This is a genomic window from Pseudomonas sp. LBUM1648 (genome assembly GCF_059716145.1).
This window is the reverse complement of sequence record NZ_CP166808.1, coordinates 3,415,974-3,434,175: the sequence shown is the minus strand read 5'-3', so window position 1 is coordinate 3,434,175 and position 18,202 is coordinate 3,415,974. Positions and strand designations below refer to the sequence as shown.

The 18,202-nt window shown below is 56.7% G+C and carries 14 protein-coding genes; 11 read left to right on the top strand and 3 right to left on the bottom strand.

From position 1 onward, the window contains the following. Positions 1 to 120 precede the first annotated feature (120 nt). Positions 121 to 1,296: a sugar transporter gene (locus ACA043_RS15645; protein WP_489879575.1), complete on the top strand. Its 1,176-nt coding sequence runs from the start codon at positions 121 to 123 to the stop codon at positions 1,294 to 1,296. A gap of 79 nt (positions 1,297 to 1,375) precedes the next feature. On the opposite strand, the gene ACA043_RS15640 is transcribed toward ACA043_RS15645, so the two are convergent. After that, complete coding sequence (locus ACA043_RS15640; RefSeq protein ID WP_262410342.1) at positions 1,376 to 2,290, bottom strand: LysR family transcriptional regulator; 915 nt, start codon at positions 2,288 to 2,290, stop codon at positions 1,376 to 1,378. 270 nt (positions 2,291 to 2,560) lie between these two features. Here ACA043_RS15640 and ACA043_RS15635 point away from each other — a divergent pair, with 270 nt between their 5' ends. From ACA043_RS15635 to ACA043_RS15615, 5 genes are all read left to right on the top strand, one after another. Beyond that, the gene (locus ACA043_RS15635) at positions 2,561 to 3,583 is read left to right on the top strand and encodes a zinc-dependent alcohol dehydrogenase family protein (protein WP_187678982.1); all 1,023 of its coding nucleotides are present in this window, start codon (positions 2,561 to 2,563) and stop codon (positions 3,581 to 3,583) included. A 549-nt stretch (positions 3,584 to 4,132) separates the two neighbouring features. After that, positions 4,133 to 5,599 (top strand): hypothetical protein, encoded by a 1,467-nt coding sequence (locus tag ACA043_RS15630; protein WP_497657351.1) that lies wholly within the window; start codon positions 4,133 to 4,135, stop codon positions 5,597 to 5,599. A 49-nt stretch (positions 5,600 to 5,648) separates the two neighbouring features. Next, positions 5,649 to 7,052, top strand: coding sequence for an aminotransferase-like domain-containing protein (locus tag ACA043_RS15625; RefSeq protein ID WP_497657350.1), 1,404 nt, complete (start codon positions 5,649 to 5,651; stop codon positions 7,050 to 7,052). Between the two features lie 105 nt (positions 7,053 to 7,157). Continuing rightward, complete coding sequence (gene pgm, locus ACA043_RS15620) at positions 7,158 to 8,804, top strand: phosphoglucomutase (alpha-D-glucose-1,6-bisphosphate-dependent) (RefSeq protein WP_187678985.1); 1,647 nt, start codon at positions 7,158 to 7,160, stop codon at positions 8,802 to 8,804. A gap of 113 nt (positions 8,805 to 8,917) precedes the next feature. After that, positions 8,918 to 10,140, top strand: a protein-coding gene (locus tag ACA043_RS15615) for an IS3 family transposase (protein ID WP_497657349.1) whose coding sequence is annotated in 2 segments (ribosomal slippage) — positions 8,918 to 9,269 and positions 9,269 to 10,140 — 1,224 coding nt in all. Because the reading frame shifts where the segments join, the coding sequence is not laid out codon by codon here. Between the two features lie 52 nt (positions 10,141 to 10,192). On the opposite strand, the gene ACA043_RS15610 is transcribed toward ACA043_RS15615, so the two are convergent. Further along, entirely contained in the window at positions 10,193 to 10,888 is a 696-nt protein-coding gene (locus ACA043_RS15610) for a pirin family protein (RefSeq protein ID WP_401264012.1), read from the bottom strand. A gap of 277 nt (positions 10,889 to 11,165) precedes the next feature. On the opposite strand from ACA043_RS15610, the gene ACA043_RS15605 reads away from it, so the two are divergent. After that, complete coding sequence (locus ACA043_RS15605) at positions 11,166 to 13,640, top strand: UvrD-helicase domain-containing protein (protein WP_497657348.1); 2,475 nt, start codon at positions 11,166 to 11,168, stop codon at positions 13,638 to 13,640. Between the two features lie 50 nt (positions 13,641 to 13,690). Here the strand turns inward: ACA043_RS15605 and ACA043_RS15600 are convergent, their stop codons facing one another. Next, positions 13,691 to 13,963, bottom strand: coding sequence for a DUF1652 domain-containing protein (locus tag ACA043_RS15600; protein WP_187678988.1), 273 nt, complete (start codon positions 13,961 to 13,963; stop codon positions 13,691 to 13,693). Between the two features lie 264 nt (positions 13,964 to 14,227). Between ACA043_RS15600 and ACA043_RS15595 the strand changes: the two genes are divergently transcribed. From ACA043_RS15595 to ACA043_RS15580, 4 genes are read left to right on the top strand one after another with little or no spacing between them, the layout of a single operon-like run. Then, positions 14,228 to 15,043, top strand: coding sequence for a helix-turn-helix domain-containing protein (locus ACA043_RS15595; protein ID WP_401264015.1), 816 nt, complete (start codon positions 14,228 to 14,230; stop codon positions 15,041 to 15,043). 52 nt (positions 15,044 to 15,095) lie between these two features. Beyond that, positions 15,096 to 16,502 (top strand): NAD(P)/FAD-dependent oxidoreductase, encoded by a 1,407-nt coding sequence (locus ACA043_RS15590; protein WP_497657347.1) that lies wholly within the window; start codon positions 15,096 to 15,098, stop codon positions 16,500 to 16,502. A gap of 54 nt (positions 16,503 to 16,556) precedes the next feature. Next, entirely contained in the window at positions 16,557 to 16,901 is a 345-nt protein-coding gene (locus ACA043_RS15585) for a cupin domain-containing protein (RefSeq protein ID WP_187678991.1), read from the top strand. Between the two features lie 55 nt (positions 16,902 to 16,956). Continuing rightward, positions 16,957 to 18,042: a polyamine ABC transporter substrate-binding protein gene (locus ACA043_RS15580; RefSeq protein WP_187678992.1), complete on the top strand. Its 1,086-nt coding sequence runs from the start codon at positions 16,957 to 16,959 to the stop codon at positions 18,040 to 18,042. The last annotated feature ends 160 nt before the right edge of the window (positions 18,043 to 18,202 follow it).

The following is an 18,202-nucleotide window of genomic DNA, read 5'->3' as shown; positions in this document are numbered from 1 at the left end:
CGACGATCGATTCACTTTTTCTTTATAGTGCGGTCCCCAGCGAACTACCGGTCGCCTGAGGTTTTGGCCGACGGGTAAGCATAAACGTTCGCGATTTTCGAGTGAGTAATACGCCCTTCAATGAGCAATTCAACGGCTACAACTAATGGTAATTGGTACGCGGTGATTGCGTTGGCACTGGCAGCGTTTGTGTTCAACACCACTGAGTTTGTGCCTGTTGGCCTGTTGAGTTCGATCGGCAGCAGCTTCGACATGTCGTCGGCGCAGGTCGGTTTGATGCTGACGATCTATGCGTGGGTAGTGTCGCTGACATCGCTGCCGATCATGCTGCTCACGCGTAACATCGAGAGGCGCAAATTGTTGATCGTGCTGTTTGGGATGTTCATCGTCAGCCACGTGTTGTCGAGTTTCGCGACAAGCTTCGCTGTCCTGTTGGTCAGCCGTATCGGTGTGGCGTTGGCACATGCGCTGTTCTGGTCGATCACCGCTTCGCTGGCCGTGCGTCTGGCGCCACCGGGCAAGCAAGTTCAAGCCTTGGGTTTGCTGGCAACCGGTACTTCGCTGGCGATGGTGCTGGGCATACCCCTCGGTCGGTTGTTGGGCGAAGCCATGGGCTGGCGCACGACCTTCATGGTGATCGCTGGTTTGGCGGCCACGCTGGTGTTGTGCCTCGCCAAGGTTCTACCGTTGCTGCCGAGTCAAAACTCAGGCTCCCTGAGAAGTCTGCCTTTGTTGTTCAAACGACCTGCGCTGGTGGCGGTGTACATCCTGACGGCAATGGTAGTGACTGCCCAGTTCACCGCTTACAGCTATATCGAGCCGTTCGTTGAAGGAGTGGCGGGTTTGAGTGGCGATGCAGTAACGCTCATCCTGCTGTTATTCGGCGGTGCAGGTATTTTCGGATCGCTGCTGTTCAGTTGGCTGCACAGCTATAACCCGCAGCGCTTCCTGATCGTCACCGTGGTGGTACTCGCGTTGTGCCTGATGTTGTTGCTGCCTTTGAGCGGTGAGGTGTCGTACCTGGGTCTGCTGAGTCTGTTCTGGGGAATGGCGATCATGGGATTTGGGCTGGCGTTGCAGTCGAAGGTTCTGGTGCTGGCTTCGGACGCCACCGATGTGGCGATGGCGATGTTTTCAGGGATCTACAACGTCGGGATCGGCGGCGGCGCACTGCTGGGAAGCTGGGTAGGCGGCCAGTTAGGGTTTGCTTACATAGGGATAGTGGGTGGCATGCTGGCGGCGTCGGCGCTGTTGTTCTACTGCCTGTCGATCTACCGCTTTACTCGGTCTGCTTGAGCTGGGGTTGTTTGAATAAGATGAACGCTTGAGCAGAGTGGCGTTAACGGGTAACGCCACTCTGCTCCGCTAAGACTTTTCAAAGACTGTCCGGATCCCCAAAAAACATCTGAATCCGCGACCTCAACCAGCGCTCACCCGGATCGTTATCCTGCGACCCGCGCCAGGCCATGTGCAGTTCAAACGTACGCGTCGGCAGCGGCGGATCTTCCGCGCGAACACCGCCAGCAGCCGTCAGTGCATCAGCGGTGTAGTCCGGCACGGTGGCGACAATGTCAGTGCCCGCGAGCAATGTACTCAAACCATTGAACTGCGGCACGGCTAGCACTACGTGGCGTTTGCGGCCAAGTTTCTCCAGTTCCTCATCAACAAAGCCGCTGAGGTCGCCAGCGAACGACACCAGCGCATGCGGCCGGGCGCAGTAATCGTCGAGGCTCAGCGGGCCGGGCACGGTGTCGGCGCGCAGCAGCTTTGGCGCACTGCGTCGCAAGACTTTGCGCTTGGCATTGGCCGGCAAGTCGGTGGTGTAGCTGACCCCGATGGAGATTTCGCCGGATGCCAGCAAACCCGGCATCAGAATGTAATTGACTCGACGCACTACCAGCACAATCCCCGGCGATTCGGCCCGCAGACGTTTGAGCAGCATTGGCAGCAGCGCGAATTCAACGTCATCGGACAAACCGATCCGAAATACCGAAGTGCTGGTCGCCGGGTCGAATTCCGCCGCACGGCTGACCGCTGTCGAAATCGAATCGAGGGCAGGCGAGAGCAGGGCGAAGATTTCCACGGCACGGGCGGACGGTTCCATGCTCCGGCCAGTGCGGACGAACAAAGGATCATCGAACAGGCCGCGCAGGCGCGAAAGCGCCGCACTGATCGCCGGCTGGCCGAGGAACAATTTCTCGGCGGCACGGGTCACACTGCGTTCGTGCATCAATGTTTCGAATACGATCAACAGGTTCAGGTCGACACGACGCAGGTCATTACGATTCATCTGGAGTCCTGGCAGAGTCATCAAGCTTGACGAGGGCGACCATATGAGAACAATGGCCGGCATGAATCTTACGGGGAAAGGCTGGTACTCTGCACCGGAAAATTCAGCTTTACTGCGACGGTGTGAGCAGTTTTTTCAAGGATTTTGCGAATGCCGCCCATACTGCGGAATCAATGACAGGCATGTCGACTATTAATAGCCACTGATAGTCTTGGGTCAAAAGCCCAGATAGAGTTCAGGGCATTAGAGGTTACTTTGACGAGGTTTGCGATGTCCCGCACGATCCGTTTTCACAAGTTTGGTCCGGCCGAGGTGCTCAAATGCGAAGAGCATGCGGCCGCTCAGCCAGGTCCTGGCGAAGTGCAGGTGCGTGTCGAGGCTATCGGCATCAGCTGGTATGACACGCTGTGGCGTCAGAATCTGGCGTCTTCCCAGGCACGCCTGCCCTCCGGGCTTGGCCATGAAATGGCTGGCGTGGTTACGGCGGTTGGTGCTGATGTCGAAGATCTGTCCGTCGGTGACAAGGTCGCCAGTTTTCCGGCCGAGAGTCCGAACGACTATCCGGTCTACGGTGAGTCGATTGTACTGCCGCGTACCGCGCTGACCCGTTATCCGGATGTGCTCAGCCCGATCGAAGCCAGTGTGCATTACACACCGCTGTTGATCGCCTATTTCGCTTACGCCGATCTGGCGCGGGTCAAACCCGGGCAATTTGCCCTGGTTACTGACGCCAGCCATTGCGCCGGCCCTTCGTTTGTTCAACTGGGCAAGGCGATGGGTGTGCGGGTGATTGCTGCCACCAAAGAGGCGGAAGAGCGTGAATACCTGCTCTCACTCGGTGCAGAAAAGGTGATTGTCACCGAAGAGGAAGATCTGTTGATGCGAATCAACAAGATCACCGAGAACCGTGGCGTGGACGTGGTTTTCGATGGTCTCGGTGGTCCGCAGATGTCGCTGCTTGGCGATGTTCTGGCGCCGCGTGGCAGCCTGGTTCTTTACGGCCTGCAGGGTGGCAACCAGACGCCGTTTCCGGCGTGTGCAGCGTTCCAGAAGAACATCCAGTTCTTCGTGCACTGCATCGGCAACTTCACCGGTAAGCCGGAGTTAGGCATCACCCAGGACCACGTCGCCTTGCAACGTGCCTTGCGTGACATCAACCAGTTGACCGCTGATCGTGTTTTGCTGCCACTCAAGACCCGTGTGTTCCCGTTCAATGAGTTCGTCGAGGCACATCGTTACATGGACGAATGCCCTTGCCGCGAACGGGTCGCTCTTCAAGTCGAACCAGCGTAAAGCCAGCAATCAGAGTCCGTGGCCCCACGGACTCTTGCGTGTTAATCCCCCCCCCTGAAGAACAAAACGCCCGGTGCTGTGCCGGGTATCAGTTCAGTAACTGAACTGGTTTTTACTCTCGATCTGTATCTTCTAATCGCAATATAAGCCCTGATAATTGAATGATTACTTTCATCTCAAGGAATGAGTCATGGCTGTGCATTCAATTTGCCCTGCGCGCAATAAATCGACCCACTCTGTTGGTCGCGCCCACTACTGTTTAATTGTTGTAGGTTTATTCGGAAACTGCTTCTCTTTTTCTTGTACTCATTTGTCGTGGGACGTTGTGGGAAGTTTCCTAGGAATCCAAAATAAAAGAAAAACATCAATGATTACAGTCGCTTGAAGCGCCACGTCTGCATTTGGCGGTTTTTTTATAGCTTAAGTGTTTCAAGTGACTACAGATTTGTAAGTGTTAGCATCTGAATGTCTATTACTTATTGATGAATTGTCGTGTGACTGATGTTTCGGTTTGCGCGGCATGAAACTTTTGATACCGGGTAAATACCGATGAGCACGATCCATGATCAGGCAATGAATTATGTCTACCAGCAAGTATTGCAACGTTTGCTGAGTTTCTTCTCTCGCGCCGAACGCACGGCATTGCAGTTGTTGATCCAGCGACTCGTCGTGGCGGCTGGCGGCATGGAGAACATCGGTCATTTCAAGGTGCTGGTAAACCAGTCCGGATCACGCGACAGCTGTTACACGCTGGCCTTGTTACGGGCGGCGCAACTGAGTATTGCGGGGCGTGCGCCCGCGACTTTTCAACTGCGGGTGGCGACCCTGCGCTGGAGTGGCAACAGTCATACGGCACTGCAGAATATGCACCGCAGCTACAGCGCGCTCTTCCTTTATGACGATCCTCGGGTCGAACTGTTGATGGTGGATCATCGCCAGGTCTTGCCCTTCGATCATCAGGCACCCATCTGCGAAGAGGGGCGTGAAGCCAACCGCGTCAACCTGCTGCTGATCGGCCATCGTAGAACCTTCAGTGAAGTGCTCGAATTGTGGGATGACGCTTATCTGGCCACGGCCGAGTTCTACGGTCAGATCGCCCGATGGAACAATGGCGTCGATGCAATGATCGGCAGTGAGTCTGCGCGTCGTCAAAAGCACTTTCTCGACGGATTGAGTCGCGCAGTGCAGAAAGCGGCAATTGCCGGACCGATTGTCGGTGGTTCAGGCTTTGAGATTTTGTTCCCATTGCTTGACGGTCTGGGCGGGGATTATTACCGCGAATTTTATACGGAGGAGGAGCGTGTAGCGTGGCGGCCCGAAGGTCAATTTGAAACCTGCCGGCGCACCGGCTTCATTAACATCAATGACATGATTGTCGGCAAGCTCGAAGAGCGTTGGCCCTTGCTCAGCGACTTCCTGGGATTTCAGACGGATGAGCTGACGCTTTATCAGGGTGACGATGAATACGCGGACCCCTTGGTGGCTGCGCATCTGCAAGGTATGCAGGCGCAATTCATCGAGGATCGCACTTACGAGTCTGGAATCAGTGACTACCTTCAAAGCAGCTTGAATGCGATGCGCCGCAAGCAAGTGCCTGAGCCGGTGTGTGAACAACTGCTATGCAGTTTCGGTAATCCGCAAGAACCTGAACAGTTGCGACACCAGGCAGAGAGCTGCCTGATGGCCAACTTCGATCTGAACGAAATTCAGCTGACCTGCCTGTTGTTTGCGCCGTTCATTGACAGCGGCGCCGGTCTTGAACGGTTTTTACGCAGTTGCCATCCCGGCATGTTGGTGGCACTGCCAGATTTGCATCGGGCGATGCAGGGCTTGCATGCTCCGGAACAGGTACTCAAGTGGGTGACGGACGTCAGCGGATTGCCCGTCAGTTTGATCGTCCGTCTCTACGCAATGGGGCCGATTCGAATCATCGCATCCAGCGACTTGGTCTCGCAGGACGGAAGTCTGGACAAGGCGGTTTCCGGATCGGCAGCCGATCGGTCGGCGGAAGGCTGATTGTGAGTTATTTACCGGAAAATGAATCGGTATCCCGGGATGTGGGTTCGTGAAAGCGTTGCGCGAAAACGACTTCATTTATCAGGCGGTTTACCGTTATCTGACATTACTGATCGACGAAGCGGGAAGCAGCTCGGCGGCGCGTTTGCCCTCACTGCGGCAACTGGCAGAGCGGTTGAATGTGTCCATCTCGACCGTCCAGTACGCTTATTCGCTGCTGGAAAAGGAAGGACGCGTCTATTCGATAGCCAAGTCCGGATATTTCGCGCAAGCGCTACCGAGCATGCAACTGCCCGGTGATGGCACAGATCTGCTCGAAACCGTCTACGTCAACGCCAGGCGACCGGGCATGTGTGTGTTGAGTGACGACGAGCCGGCTTCACTGCAACCGCTCGACAGCCCATTGTTGATGCTCGAACGGGAGCTGCTTCGCCAATATCCGCGCCAGCCACAATTGGCGGTGCAGCCCTGCGGCGAACTGGAGTTGCGCACCGTACTGGCTGCGCGCTATACCTCGTCAACGGTGAATTTCTGGCATGCGGATGACGTTTATATCGGCGCAGACCTGCGCGGTGTGTTGGAAATACTGATTTCTGTACTCCAATTGCGGCGCGCCACCGTGGTGGTTGAATCGCCGTGTGACTGGGTAATCTTGCGCCTGCTGGAAGCCGCCGAAGTACGGGTTATCGAATTGCCGCTAATGGCCGGTGGAGTGATCGATCCCCAACGGCTGGAGTCGTTGCTCAAGAGCGAACCTGTGCGGTTGATCCTGTTGTCTTCAGCGTTGAGCATGCCTCAGGGGAGCCTGTTGCCCCATGCCAATCGTCAGGCCATCGCCCATTTGCTCGGGTGTCATGGCACCTGGGTTCTGGAAAACGACTGCTACAGCGAACTCGATGATGAAGGGGGCGACTCTCGGCATCTGCGCGACTGGCTCGACCCTGATCGTTTGCTGGTGTTTTCCACGTTCGAGAAATTCATCGGTGCAGAAGCGCCTTTCGGATTTGTCCTGTCGCACCATTGGCGCAGTGAGCTGCAGCGCCATTTCCTGTTGCGCGCATTCCGTTTATCACCGATCCGCCAGAAAGCGATCGCCAGGCTGTTGGCCGGCGGCCGGCTGGATCAGCATTTGTGCATACTGCGGCGGATGCTCAAGGAGCGCCGTACGCAATTGATTCAGCTGTTGCGTGAGCGCCTGGGCGATGCGTTGCAGATTATCGAGCCGCAGGGCGGGGCGACGGTGTGGGTGCGCTCGCTACGCCCGGTGGACATGGGCAACGTGTTCCATCGCCTGCTCAAACAGCAGATCATCATTGCGCCCGGGGAGTTGTTCAGCCTGCAGGGTTTGCATGCGCACCATCTGCGCTTGAGCCCATTGACTCATGGCGATCACGATCTGGTCAGCGTCGTCGGGCTGCTGGGCGATGCATTGCGGTTGGCACCGGATGAGTAACGTTAAAAAACATCGGAAGAGTTCCGGATAGATCCCTTCGCATAGCGGTCAAACTGCCAGTAAACTGCGCTCTATTCCTGAACCACTCTATTTCAGAGGTCTTGCATGACTATCAGTCCTTTTGCGGGCAAACCGGCACCGGCAGAATTGTTGGTCGACATCCCGCGACTGGTAACGGCTTATTACACCGGCCAACCTGACGCTTCCATTTCCACACAGCGTGTGGCGTTCGGCACCTCCGGTCACCGTGGCAGTTCCTTCGACTTGAGTTTCAACGAATGGCACGTTCTGGCCATTAGCCAGGCAATCTGCCTGTACCGGGAAGCCCAAGGGATTACCGGCCCCTTGTTTGTCGGCATCGACACTCATGCACTGTCGACCCCGGCCGGGGCCAGTGCGCTGGAGGTTTTGGCAGCCAACGGTGTGACCGTGATGATCGCCGAAGGCGATGAATATACGCCGACACCTGCCATATCCCATGCCATTCTCTGCTACAACCGCGGCCGTACCTCGGGCCTGGCCGACGGCATCGTCATCACGCCGTCGCACAACCCGCCACAAAGCGGCGGCTACAAATACAATCCAACCAACGGCGGCCCGGCCGACACCCACATCACCAAGTGGATCGAAGCCAAGGCCAATGAATTGCTGGTCAACAAACTGGCTGGCGTGAAACGCATCAGCTACGAGCAGGCGCTGAAGGCCAGCACTACCCATCGCCACGACTACGTGAATACCTACGTTGCCGATCTGATCAACGTGATCGATTTCGACGCCATTCGTGATGCCAAACTGCATCTGGGTGTCGATCCTTTGGGCGGAGCAGGGGTGCGCTACTGGTCGGCCATCGCCGAGCACTACCGTCTGGATCTGGACGTGGTGAACAAGCAAGTCGATTCGACCTTCCGTTTCATGACCGTTGACTGGGACGGCCAGATTCGAATGGACCCATCGTCCAGCCACGCGATGCAAGGCCTGATCGGTCTGAAAGAGCGTTTTGACGTGGCGTTTGCCTGCGACCCGGATCACGACCGCCACGGCATCGTCACGCCGTCGGGTGGCCTGCTTGCGCCAAACAACTATCTGGCGGTGTCCATCGATTACCTGTTCCAGAACCGTCCGCAATGGCGTGCCGATGCTGGCGTGGGTAAAACCGTGGTCAGCAGCGGTTTGATCGACCGCGTCGCCAAGCGTCTGGGTCGTCGTCTGTATGAAGTACCGGTCGGTTTCAAATGGTTCGCTGACGGCCTCTTCGACGGTTCGCTGGGTTTTGGTGGCGAAGAAAGTGCCGGCGCCTCGTTCCTGCGCAAGGACGGCGGCGTATGGAGTACCGACAAGGACGGTCTGATTCCGGCATTGCTTGCTGCAGAAATGACTGCTCGTACCGGCCGCGATCCAAGCCAGGCTTATCGCGCGTTGACCGAAGAACTGGGCGAGCCGTTCTCGGTGCGCGTCGACGCCAAGGCCAATCCGGAGCAGAAAGCACTGCTGAGCAAGCTGTCGCCAACGCAGGTGACCTCGACAGAACTGGCAGGCGAGAAGATTCAGAGCATTCTCAGCCACGCGCCGGGCAACGATCAGGCCATTGGCGGCTTGAAGGTAATGACCGAAAACGGCTGGTTCGCCGCACGTCCGTCTGGCACCGAAGACATTTACAAAATCTACGCCGAAAGCTTCATCGGCGACGACCACCTCAAGCAATTGGTGGCCGAGGCGCAGACCCTGGTGGATGGTGCTATTTCCAGCAAGTGATGCTCCTTGACACGCAGCATAAAAAAGGGCAACCCTCGCGGTTGCCCTTTTTTACGTCTGTGTCCCGTCCTGAATAAGGTTTACACCTTCTGACCCATTCTCAGGAGGGAGTAATGAATACGGGAGAAAGGCGCAGTCAGCGTGATTACACGCTGACCTTTAAATTGTCGGTCGTCGATCAGGTCGAAAAAGGCGAGTTGAGTTATAAAGAGGCTCAAGAGCGCTATGGCATTCAGGGTAAAACGACCGTACTGAACTGGTTACGCAGGCATGGTCGGCAGGACTGGAGTCAAGGCGCGTCCATTCGCTCCAAGAGACCCCGTTCCATGGATGAGCCCGATAAACCCCTGACACCCGAACAGCGAATCAAAGAGCTTGAAGAAAAGCTTGCCCAAGCCAACCAGAAAGCTCAGTTTTTCGAGGCCGTCGTTGGCGTTTTGAAGAACGACTTCGGTGTTTCTGTCGTAAAAAAGCGATCCGGCAAGTCCTCTCCCAAGGGCAGATCCAAGGCCTGAGCATCAGTAGGGCTTGCCAGTTCATGGGGATTTCCCGTCAGGCTTATTACAAGCGCAACCGGGCGTGTGATGCCCGGGCCCGTCATGCCCAGGAAGTGATGGGATTCGTGAGGGAAAAGCGACTTAGGCAGCCGCGCCTTGGCACCCGAAAACTTCACAATCTAATGCGCACTGAGCCAGAAGTGTCCGTAAAGGTTGGTCGAGACCGTTTATTCGATATCTTGCGAGATCGGCGCGAACTGGTTCCCCGCAGACGGGCGTATCACAAAACGACAGACAGCCATCATCGCTTTCGCCGGCATCCAAACCTGCTCAAAGATGGACCGATTCAGGTAGTCGCCAAGGCGCCAGAGCAAGTATGGGTTGCGGACATCACCTACTTACCGACGCAAACGGGTGTGGCTTATCTGAGTTTGGTCACCGATGCGTACTCCCGAAAAATCGTGGGGCACCATGTCCATGAAAGCTTGCACACCGAATCGGTGATCCAGGCGTTCAACAAAGCCCTCAGGCAGCGGAAAACGGAGCAACGCCTGGTGCATCACTCGGATAGAGGCGTCCAATACTGCTCCGAGCTTTATCAGCGGCTGCATGCCAAATACGGCATCACCTGCTCAATGACCGATGGCTACGACTGCTACCAAAATGCGTTGGCTGAGCGTGTGAACGGGATTTTGAAAAACGAGTTATTGCTGCATCGCCCCAAAGATTTGGCAGAAGCCATCCGGATGGTGGACGAGTCGGTGCAGATCTATAACAACGAGCGGCCTCATCTGTCGCTGAAATACAAAACGCCCGATGCGGTGCATCGGGCGTTTTGAGGCTGAAACAGGTGTAAACCTATTTCAGGACTAGACACTGCAATTCAAGCACTCAAGCCAGATCCACCAACACGATCTCACTGTCTTCAATTGCCGTAACCGTCAGCAACTGTTCATGCGCCACCGCCACACCGTCCCGTGCTTGAGCACGCAGGCCGTTGACTTCAATTACGCCAGTGGCCGGCACCAGATAAGCCCGGCGCCCTTCGTCGAGGCGATATTCAGCAGTTTCCCCAGCCTTGATGTTCGCCGCGACCAAGCGTGCATCGGCGCGAATTCGCAGGCTTTGATCATCGCCATCCTTACCGCTGGCAAGCGTTACAAAGCCTTCACGCTGACCTTTCGGGAAGGGTTTCGCGCCCCATGACGGCGGTGCGCCGGTTTCAGTGGGCAAAATCCAGATCTGGAAGATTTTCGTGTCTGCGGCTTCCAGATTGTATTCACTGTGCGCGATGCCGGTGCCGGCACTCATCACTTGCACGTCGCCTGCCTCGGTGCGGCCCTTGTTGCCCAGATTATCCTGGTGGGTGATCGCACCTTCACGTACATAGGTGATGATTTCCATGTCGCGATGCGGGTGCTGCGGGAAACCGGTGCCTGCGGCAATCACGTCGTCATTCCACACCCGCAGATTGCCCCAGCTCATGCGTTGCGGATCGTAGTATTCGGCGAACGAAAAATGGTGATGGGCATCCAGCCAGCCATGATGGGCGCCGCCCAGCGAGCTGAAAGGTCTGAGTTCAAGCATGATCGTCTCCTCAAAAGGTTTGTCGCGGGGCGAGAGAGCCGCACCCGGCGCAAGACCGGTGGTTTATGACGGCGATCATCTATCAGTCAATCATCGATAAAAAGCGTAAAAAATGCGGCATTATCATCGGATAAATTGATAGAAGAGGGCGTCGAAACCGTTTCATCTCACCTTCAATTCATCGCCTAAACCAATGACGCGTAAGCATTTCGCTAGAACTCAACGGTAAATAAAGACACCATAGCCGCAACAGCCTTACCCACTGGAGCCCATTAGCGTGGCGCAACACACCCCCGATCTTCCTCCTGAACTCCGTCCGCTGGCTGAGATGCCTTGGTTCAAGCGCCTGGCCGCACGTTTCTTTGGTCATGGTTTGACTCGGTTGCGGGCTCAGCACCGTGCGTCATGGCTGCACGGCCAGGCTGACGGCTTTCGCAGCGGTCACACTGCGGGCGTCGAGTACGGCTTTAAAGAGGGCAAGCTCGAGGGGCTGGAGGAAGGCCGGCAAGTGTTGCTGATCCGCGACAGTCGCAGCACCAAGCATCGTCCGCCGAGCGTCGACAATCACTTGTTCGACGATTGGCGCCTGCCACTCACCGCCGAGCTGAAGAAACGCATCAAGGCCGATGTCGCTAGATTGTTGCCGGAACACGCTCAGCCGAGTGCCGCGCAATGGAAGATGATTTTCAGCGAGACTCCGTCAACTTCCGTGGTCGCTGGTGCCGGAGCAGGCAAGTCGACCACGCTGGTGCTGCGCATTCTGCTGCTGACCCAGTATCTCGGCTTTGAAATCGATTCGATGACCGTAGTGACCTTCACCCGCGAGTCGCGCAAGGACTTCATCAACAAACTGATCGAGATTTTTGCGCTTTGGGGTCAAGTATTGAGCTTGAAACAGGCGCGGGAACTGGTGCGAACCTTTCACTCGCGCATTCTGCCGATGGTGCGCAGCCTGCCGGGATTCGAACGTTTGCAGGCATTCGAGAACCTCAGCCATCGCGCGCAGGGCGCTGACGAGGAAGTCGACAGCAATCCATTCGACCTGCGCATCAACGATGCTCAGCGCCAGCAGCTCAATGCCTGCTACCACCGCTTATTCAGCCAGGACGAGCGTTTCCGCCAGTTGATTCAGCCTATGGCCAAGGCGGGCTTGCAGCTCAGAGAGCTGGAGCGCGATCACCCGGATGTGCAAAAGCGTATGGCTGTCACCGAGCTGGCGGCCAAACGCGACGAAGAACTCTGCGATGTCATTGAAGATTTGTGGTTTCGTGCGGGTGCCTGGCCCATCAAAGGCATCGAACCAAACCGGCAGACTTTCGAAATCAACGGGGCGAAATTCCATTGCCATGGCTATATCCCAAGCCTCGACGCCTGGGTGGTGCTCGGTTTCGATCCACGGGAAAACCCACAGCTCAGCCGACCCAATGCCAAGCTCTCCGTTCGCGCAGAGTGGGCGGTCAAGCGCACCCTGTTTCAAGCTTTCTATCGTAAGCCATTGATTTGGATAGATAGTTACGAGTCGGCCAAGCGCGTGCTCGCGACATTGGCAGCGGATGCCAGCGCCGGTCCGGGCTTCGATTACAAAGTCAAAGGCGAACTGGCCTCCGCGCCTTTGCTCGACTGTTTCGTTGCCGCAGCAGGCTTCATCGAGAACCTGGGACTGGATGTGCCTGACGCTGTCGGACGTATGAGTTTCGCCAAGGACGATCCGGACCGGTTTTTCTTCGAGGCGCTGAGCCTGTTCTGGCGTGCTCTGGAAGATCATCTGCTCGACCAGAAGCCGCCGATCATGACCTACAACCGCATGTTCGCGCTGTTCAGTGAGCACTCGCCAGAGAACCTCAAGCTGCTCAGCGATGAGTTGCTCCGGCCGATGTCGCACCTGATGATCGATGAATTTCAGGACGTTTCGCCGCAGATCGTTTCCTGGATCCGCGCAAGCCTCAACGAAATCCGCAGTCGTGGCCCCGCGATGCATGTCGGGCGGGGAGCGCAGCGTTCAACGCTGCTCTGTGTCGGTGATGATTGGCAGTCCATTTATGGCTGGCGCGGCAGTTCACCAAGCTATTTCATGGAGTTCAACAAGGAATTCCCCTCTCCGAGCACCACACGGGTAATGCTCAGCGACAACTATCGCAGTCATCAGCACATCATCGATGCGGCTGAACACATCGTTCGCGCTGCGCCGGCGATCCCCGGCAAGAAAGCCAAGGCCAGTGGCGAACCCAAGGTTTTGCAGCCAGTCAACGTACTGGAGCGTGACGATCAAGCCTTGGGGCAACGCCTTGCCGAACACTATCGACAGGGCCATTCAATCCTGATGCTTTATCGAAAAAGCAGCGATAAGTTGTTGATTGAAGAACATATTCAGTCGGTAGTTAATGTTGATTCGAGCTTGCCGTACGAAGCCAGAAGACTCAAACAGCTGACTTATCACAGCGCCAAAGGCTTGCAGGCAGACGCGGTGTTTCTGCTCGGAGACTGCCAGCACCTGACCAGTTCGCCGTACAAGAATCAGGTGTATCGCATGGCCGGTTTGGGCAAGAATGGCGACAGCGAGCCATACGATACTGCGCAAAAGGATGAAATCCTGCGCCTGGCCTACGTCGGGATTACGAGGGCAGTCAGCCATTGCTACTGGTATGTCGAGCCGCAAGAAGTGCAAGCGGTGAATATGCCCCGGGCGTCTGATCGGGTGGTGAAGGACAAGCCGTTCTTCCTCGATCATCGAACGGAAAAGTCCACCGCATGAGCCACAAAAAAAGCCCGCAAACTGTGCGGGCTTTTTTGTAAATCAAGAGGTTATGCATAACTCCTGAGAGATTCTGGAGGAATGAAAGTCTCAAGCTCATCCTCCACAGCCTCGATAATTCGCTCGACATCGGCCGCATTCATCACCGTGGCACACGGGATGCCAGCAATGGCGATCATGGTTTCGCCGCTGGCGCGATCAAACAGACGGGCAATCATGCTGCCGGGCGCATCCATCGTCGCCTCGAAACCCATGGGATGAAAATGCCAGCGCATCAGCTGGCAGGCATTAGGGAATGTGACTTTGCTTGAACCTTTATTCATATGTTGCCCGCCTTCTTCATCGAGCGCTTCCGTTTGCTCATGTTAGGTGGGAAGAGCCTTCATTGGCTCAACCGGTGACTTGCCATTAAAAGTAGCATCTCGATGTGAAATTTCTGTGAGAGTTTTCAGTTCATTTTGCGATTGCTTCGCATCTTTTGATGTAGGTCATGGCCTACGCGATCATCGCCGCAGTGCCACTGCAGATTAGCCATTGATGCACGTGCCGAACTTGGGCAAGCTCGGTTCTTTTTCGCCGAGCTCCTTATGCACGCCGACGACGACGGCCCAGAACAGACCAAGGCCACGGCTGCCACGGTCATGCGCTACCACTTGAGCTGGAAACACCGCGAGCTGGACAGCGTCATGGCGCTGTATCACCCGGATATCCAGTACAACGATTTTTTCCAGAACCGCGTACTGGGCCTCGACGAGTTGCGCGAGTATGTGCGCGTCAGCATGCCGCGGGAATTCGACGAAGCGCTGGAGCATTGCGACCGGATCCGTGTCGACGGCAACACAGCGTTCATTCAATACGAAGTGACCTTGCGCGGTGGCGACGGTCTGGTGTCGTTCCGTTCCAGTGAGGCGATCACGGTCAGGGACGGTTTGATCTGGCGTGTCAACGAGTACGCCTCACTGGTGCGTGGGCAAACCAGTGACAAGACAACGCCGAGCCAGCGTCCGGCCGTCAGTCGATTGGGACTTTCTCCGCGCCAACTGAGCTTCATGGCTGACGATCTGCAGCAATATTTCGAACGGCAACAGCCGTATCTTGATCCTGAGCTTGATCTGCAACGGGTGGCGAAGGAGTGCGGATACAGCCGTAACCAGATTTCCTACCTGCTCAATCAAGTGCTTGGGCAAAGCTTTTATCGCTACGTCAATCAGGCACGGTTACAGCATTTGCTCAAATCCCTGGACGCCGCCACGCCGCCGGTGCGTATCGATGAGCTGGCCTTTGCGGCCGGATTCAACTCGCTATCGGCGTTCTACAGCTGTTTCCGGCAGCACACCGGTCAGTCGCCCAAGGCTTACGCCAAACAAATTTCTTTGCGGACACGCGCGCAAGACATCCTCTGAGCTTGCGCACTAGGATCGACGCCATCGAAGGTTTTCAGTGGCGGAGTCTTGCATGCCGGCGTGGCGCACTATCAGTTTGTGGATGGATCAACTCGACGAGCCGCTGATCGCGCGGCCGGAGCTTGAACGGGATCTGGACGTCGACGTGGCGATCATCGGCGCCGGTTACACCGGGCTGTGGACGGCGTACTACCTGAAGAAACAGGCCCCGGACCTGGACATCGCGATCATTGAGGCGCAAACCGCCGGGTTCGGCGCGTCCGGCCGTAACGGCGGTTGGCTGATGGGCAATCTGCTCGGTGAAGATCGTCTGCTGGCCGGTTTGTCGCCAGAGCAGCGTCGCGCCTCGTTCGATCTGCTGCACAGCATCCCCGATGAAGTGGAAGTTGTCCTCGAACGCGAAGGCATTGACTGCGATTACCGCAAGGGTGGCGTTTTGTACTGCGCCGCGCGTTACCCGGAGCAGGAAGCCAGTCTGCGTGAATACCTCGCCAGCCTGCACGCCCAAGGCCTGACCGACAACGACTACCGCTGGCTCAGCCCCGAGCAACTGGCGCAGCAGATCCGCATCGCCAAACCGTACGGCGGCATTTATGCGCCACACGTGGCGACCATCCACCCGGCCAAACTGGTTCGAGGCCTTGCGCGCACCGTGCAGAAGATGGGCGTGAGAATTTACGAAAACAGCCCTGTCACGCACTGGCAGTCGGGTAGCGTGCGCACGGCCAAGGCCAGTGTGCGCAGTCGCTGGATCGTGCCGGCGGTTGAAGGGTATGCGGTGACATTGCCGCCGCTGGGGCGCTATCAGTTGCCGGTGCAAAGCCTGATCGTCGCCACCGAGCCGTTGTCCGCCGCGACCTGGGACGAGATCGGCCTCAGTCGCGGCCAGGCCTTCAGCGAGTTCAGTCGCCAAGTGACGTATGGCCAGCGCAGTGCCGACAACCGTTTGATCTTCGGCGCCCGTGGCGGCTATCAGTTTGCCGGCAAGCTGCGCCACAACTTTGACCTGACCCGTGATGAGGTCGAACTGCGTCGCTACTTGTTCGGTGAACTGTTCCCGCAACTGAAAAACGTACAGATCACCCACGCCTGGGGCGGCAATCTTGGCATGTCCCGGCATTTCAAACCGCACATGCTCTGCGATCGGGCCAACGGCATTGCGCTGTCCGGCGGCTATGGCGGGGAGGGCGTCGGTGCCAGCAATCTCGGTGGCCGCACTCTGGCGGATCTGATTCTGGAACGCGACAGCGAATTGGTTAAACAGCCGTGGGTGCTGCCGGATGGCGGAATTCACGCGCTACGTGCGTGGGAGCCGGAGCCGTGCCGCTGGCTCGGCTACAACGCGATCATCAAAAGCTTCGTCCACGAAGACCAGACCCTGGCCAACCCGGCGACCGCGCCATGGCGGCGCAAGCTCGCCAGTCAGGTGGCCGGTTTCATGGAAGGTTTCATGCACTGAGCGTCAACGCAATCCAAAAAAAGCCACCAAGAAAGCCCCAAGACAGGTAACGCCATGAGCATCACCCAGTTCAAAAACACCGCCACGCTCCAACTGGAAGAATCCAATCCGGTGGCCGTACCGCTCGGCGAACCGATCGCCATTGCCTCGACCACCAGCGTCGAGCGTGAAGACGGCGTCGAAACCGGCGTCTGGGAGTGCACGCCCGGGCGTTGGCGCCGGCAGATTACCGCTCAGGAGTTCTGTCACTTCATCTCCGGGCGCTGCACGTTCACCCCGGATGACGGCGGCGAAACCCTGCATATACAAGGCGGCGATGCACTGATGTTGCCGGCCAACACGCTTGGTATCTGGGATATCCACGAGACCGTGCGCAAGACCTACGTACTGATTTTCTGATTGTTTGATCCTTTGATTGCCTGCCAACAACAATAGCCTCTACAGGAATCGACCCATGATCCAGAAAACCCTCGCCCTGGCGCCGCTGCTGCTGGTCGCCTCCATCAGTCACGCCGCCGACACGGTAAAGGTCTACAACTGGTCCAGCTACATTGCGCCGGACACCACCAAGAATTTTCAGAAAGAAACCGGCATCGGCGTCACCTATGACGTGTACGACAGCAACGAAACTCTCGACGGCAAGTTGATGACCGGCAACTCAGGTTATGACGTGGTGTTCCCGTCCAACCACTTCATGGCCCGGCAGATTCAGGGTGGGGCGCTGAAGAAGCTCGACAAGAGCCAGTTGCCGAACTGGAAGAATCTCAATCCGGTACTGCTCAAGGCTTTGCAGACCAACGATCCGGGCAACGAGCACGGTTTTCCTTATCTGTGGGGCAGCACCGGCATCGGTTACAACGTCGCCAAGATCAAAGCGGTGCTGGGCGACGACGCACCGGTGGATTCCTGGGATCTGATCTTCAAGCCCGAGTACATGGAAAAACTGCAGAAGTGCGGCGTAGCCATCCTCGACAATGGCCCGGAACTGCTCCCGGCCGCGCTCAACTACCTGGGCCTGCCGCACCACAGCAAAAATCCCGAGGACTATAAAAAGGCCGAAGCGCTGCTGATGAAGGTGCGGCCGTACGTGAGCTACTTCCATTCCTCGAAATACACCAGTGACCTGGCCAACGGCGATATCTGCGTGGCCGTCGGTTTCTCCGGCGACATCCTGCAAGCCGAGAGCCGCGCCAAAGAAGCGAAGAACGGTATCGAAATCGGCTACGCAATTCCCAAGGAAGGCGCGGCGATCTGGTTCGATATGGTCGCCATGCCCAACGACGCACCGGACGAGAAGGCCGGTTATGCGTTCATGAACTATCTGCTGCGCCCGGACGTGATGGCGGACATCAGTAACTCCGTGCACTACGCCAATGGCAACGAACAATCCGACAGCCTTATCGACCCGGCCATCAAGAACGACACCAAGGTTTACCCGAGCCCGGAGATGATGGGCAAGCTGTTTGCGCTGGAGGCGATGCCGCTGAATATCGACCGGATTCGCACGCGGGTATGGAACAAAATCCGCACCGGTAGCTAACACAACAAAAATCCTGTGGGAGCGAGCCTGCTCGCTCCCACAATGAGTTTTAAGTGGCTGTTATTGATTGATATCAATCCGCTGGCACGCACTAATAATGTGCAGAAAAGTGAGACGTATCCAACAAAAAGCAACTTACCCATATTTAATATTTAAATAG

What these genes read in the sequence shown, in the direction of transcription:
- ACA043_RS15610 (WP_401264012.1), bottom strand. Translation starts at nt 10,888, where the DNA reads ATGCTTGAACTCAGACCTTTCAGCTCGCTGGGCGGCGCCCATCATGGC.
- ACA043_RS15590 (WP_497657347.1), top strand. Translation starts at nt 15,096, where the DNA reads ATGCCGGCGTGGCGCACTATCAGTTTGTGGATGGATCAACTCGACGAG.
- ACA043_RS15585 (WP_187678991.1), top strand. Translation starts at nt 16,557, where the DNA reads ATGAGCATCACCCAGTTCAAAAACACCGCCACGCTCCAACTGGAAGAA.
- ACA043_RS15640 (WP_262410342.1), bottom strand. Translation starts at nt 2,290, where the DNA reads ATGAATCGTAATGACCTGCGTCGTGTCGACCTGAACCTGTTGATCGTA.
- pgm (WP_187678985.1), top strand. Translation starts at nt 7,158, where the DNA reads ATGACTATCAGTCCTTTTGCGGGCAAACCGGCACCGGCAGAATTGTTG.
- ACA043_RS15595 (WP_401264015.1), top strand. Translation starts at nt 14,228, where the DNA reads ATGCACGCCGACGACGACGGCCCAGAACAGACCAAGGCCACGGCTGCC.
- ACA043_RS15580 (WP_187678992.1), top strand. Translation starts at nt 16,957, where the DNA reads ATGATCCAGAAAACCCTCGCCCTGGCGCCGCTGCTGCTGGTCGCCTCC.
- ACA043_RS15645 (WP_489879575.1), top strand. Translation starts at nt 121, where the DNA reads ATGAGCAATTCAACGGCTACAACTAATGGTAATTGGTACGCGGTGATT.
- ACA043_RS15635 (WP_187678982.1), top strand. Translation starts at nt 2,561, where the DNA reads ATGTCCCGCACGATCCGTTTTCACAAGTTTGGTCCGGCCGAGGTGCTC.
- ACA043_RS15600 (WP_187678988.1), bottom strand. Translation starts at nt 13,963, where the DNA reads ATGAATAAAGGTTCAAGCAAAGTCACATTCCCTAATGCCTGCCAGCTG.
- ACA043_RS15630 (WP_497657351.1), top strand. Translation starts at nt 4,133, where the DNA reads ATGAGCACGATCCATGATCAGGCAATGAATTATGTCTACCAGCAAGTA.